3 protein-coding genes are annotated in these 2,564 nt (G+C 50.8%); 1 reads left to right on the forward strand and 2 read right to left on the reverse strand.

Going from position 1 to position 2,564, the window contains the following annotated elements; all coding sequences use genetic code 11:
- Window positions 1-341 precede the first annotated feature (341 nt).
- Window positions 342-1,565, forward strand: coding sequence for an outer membrane beta-barrel protein (locus tag A8O25_RS22195; RefSeq protein ID WP_066839843.1), 1,224 nt, complete (start codon window positions 342-344; stop codon window positions 1,563-1,565).
- A 211-nt stretch (window positions 1,566-1,776) separates the two neighbouring features.
- Here the strand turns inward: A8O25_RS22195 and A8O25_RS22200 are convergent, their stop codons facing one another.
- Together A8O25_RS22200 and A8O25_RS22205 are read right to left on the reverse strand one after the other, a co-directional pair.
- On the reverse strand, window positions 1,777-2,244 hold the full coding sequence (locus A8O25_RS22200) for a GNAT family N-acetyltransferase (RefSeq protein WP_206598738.1): 468 nt from the start codon (window positions 2,242-2,244) through the stop codon (window positions 1,777-1,779).
- A 68-nt stretch (window positions 2,245-2,312) separates the two neighbouring features.
- Window positions 2,313-2,564: AIR carboxylase family protein (locus tag A8O25_RS22205; protein WP_161947816.1), on the reverse strand; the 252-nt coding region annotated here is incomplete at its 5' end.

Genomic DNA, 2,564 nt, shown 5'->3' on the forward strand with positions numbered 1-2,564 from the left:
TGAAACCAGGGCGCAGCACTGGCTTGCCCTGCATCTGCTAGCCTTTACAGCCTTGTTTATCCGAAAATTCAACCAAAATCAAAAACTCTAAACAGCTTCATTTTAAACCTAACTTAATACCGCTTCAAGTACATTCTGAGTCGCATAAAAGAAAAAGATATTACTGCCACAACTATGCTCTAACAATAACATTAGCTATGCAGGAATAGCCGCTTATTAATAGCATCTGGCGCAGGATGATCATGATTCATGAATCTGAAAGCGTATCTCTGGATTAAAGGAGACAGTTTAGCCTAAGCAAATTTATCCAAAAATGATATAGAAAACCCCAGCCATTCTACATGAAAAAACTGCTCCTCCCCTGCCTGCTCCTGCTGTTGTTTCCATCTGCCTTTGCGCAACGTAATTTCAAACCAGGGTACATTCTCCAGCGGCAGGACACGGTACGCGGGCTGGTAGACCAAAGGGGCGACCGCAGAAGCGCGGCCAAAGTTGTCTTTAAAAGGTCACCGGAAGCCGCGGCGGAAATCTATTCTCCTACTGAGATTGAGGGCTATGGTTTGCAGGCGGGCTATCATTTTGAAACTAAGAGGCTGGGAACCGGTGACACGGCCCGTTCCCATTTCTTCACCGTGCTGGTGAAAGGGGACGCCAGTCTCTATTTATTCCGGGACGCAGATTCTAAAGACCACTTTTACCTCCAGCAAAACGACTCGCTGCGGGAGCTGGTGGCGTACAAAGCCGTTGAAATGGTGCAAGGCAAGCGGGTGTCTGTGCCCTACAATCTATTCAGAGGCACATTGCAGGAAGCCTTCAGCCATTGCCCAGCATTGGCTGCCAGAGCCAAACCATTGCAGTTCAGAGAAAAAGAACTCATCAAATACATGTCTGACTATAACAGCCAGTGCGGCACTCCCCCGGGCCAGAGCTATGTGGCCCAACCCAAAAAGACGGTTTCTTCCTGGGGAGTTTTAATGGGCGCCACCCACACTACCCTCAAAGTAGAGGCCAGCTCTGTGCGGCCCCGGTATAACCAGACGTTTACCTCTTTTCAGCCTACGGCCAGCCTGTTCTACCAACTCACGCTCCCCTGGCTGAACTACAAACTTGCCCTGCAGTTTGAGCTGCAGTACCAACCCCACAAGTACGCTAAAACGGTCACAGAATCTGAACCTGCAGTACGGTATGACTATGATATTCTGTTGGAGTTCCACTACCTCAAACTCCCCCTGGTACTGCGGTACTCTTTTCCAGTAGGCAAACTTACCCCTTTTGTGAACGTTGGTTTTGCCAATGCCTACGCAGTATCTGTTCAAGATGAGACAGAAATGACCAGAACCCTTATTCATCAAAGCAGCAGTACAACCGAGCAGGCACCTTACCTGAAAGACTACCGGAAGTATGCCCAGAGCTACCTTGCGGGCGTTGGACTAATCCTGCCGGCCTGGCCAAAGCACCAGATAACGCTGGAAGCAAGGTATGAAGGGGGCAACGGGTTCTCTGAGTATATGGGCATCCTTACCAAAACGCAACAAATTTCCGTTGCAGTGGGCTTTGCCTTTTGAGGGCATGTTTGAATATAGACGGTTGTGCGGAAAAGGCTATGACAGAAACCTGCCTTTGCGCATTCTTCGCCGTCAAGGCACCATTATGGGCCTCCAATACAATTTTGGCCAGCGCTTTGCATGGCCGTTCTCGCAGACGAGTCAACTATTTAAGAAGATGCTCAACGTCTGTTTTTAGGGTGTTTTCTGAAAAGTAGCCCAACAACAGAAACTACACCTGGTACACGTTTCTGTACAGCTGCACTTTCACCTTTTGAAAGGTAGTGGTAGAGAGTTTTTCAGGATAAGACATCAGGAGCAGCGGTACCCAGGGTTTATCCTGGGCGTACGGCGGCTGCCGGTAATCAAACCCATTCAGGCAGAAGCCGAGCCGCTCATAAAACTTGATGCGCCGGCGGTTGCTCTCTGTCTGCGGCGGCTCCACTTCCAGCACCATGGGCGTAGCCGAAGACTGCATGAACTGACGCAACGCTTGGCTCCCTTTTCCCTGTCCCCTCAGGCCAGGCACTACGGCAAAGTGCTCAATGAAACAGAACCCCGGCAGCTGCCACACCCCAAGCAGACCTTTAAAAGTAGTATTATCCAGTAAGCTCAGAAAACAGTACTGCGGTTCCCCAAGCAACGCCTGCTGCTGTTCTGGGCTTCTGCGCTCCGCTTCTGGAAACGCCTCTTCATACAACTGCCACGCCTGAGCGAACCCGGGCGTGCAGAATCTGTCAATTGAAGGAAGTGCATCAAAACGGGTGGTTAATCAACGTCAATATCACCGCGGTGCAGCTGCTCCACTGAGCGCATTACTTTCTCGCGCTGGGTGGTGCGGTATTTCTCAAGAGCATCTGCCACTACGGCATTGGTGGTGCCTAAAATCTGGGCCGCCAACAACCCGGCATTGGTGGCTCCGTTCAACGCCACGGTAGCCACCGGCACACCATTGGGCATCTGCAGGATAGACAGGATGGAATCCCAGCCGTCAATGGAGTTGCTGGACTTAACAGGTAC

This window comes from Rufibacter ruber (assembly GCF_001647275.1).
Taxonomy (GTDB): domain Bacteria; phylum Bacteroidota; class Bacteroidia; order Cytophagales; family Hymenobacteraceae; genus Nibribacter; species Nibribacter ruber_C.

Excerpts from the sequence above, each read along its gene's own strand:
- A8O25_RS22195 (WP_066839843.1), top strand. The coding sequence starts at position 342 with ATGAAAAAACTGCTCCTCCCCTGCCTGCTCCTGCTGTTGTTTCCATCT.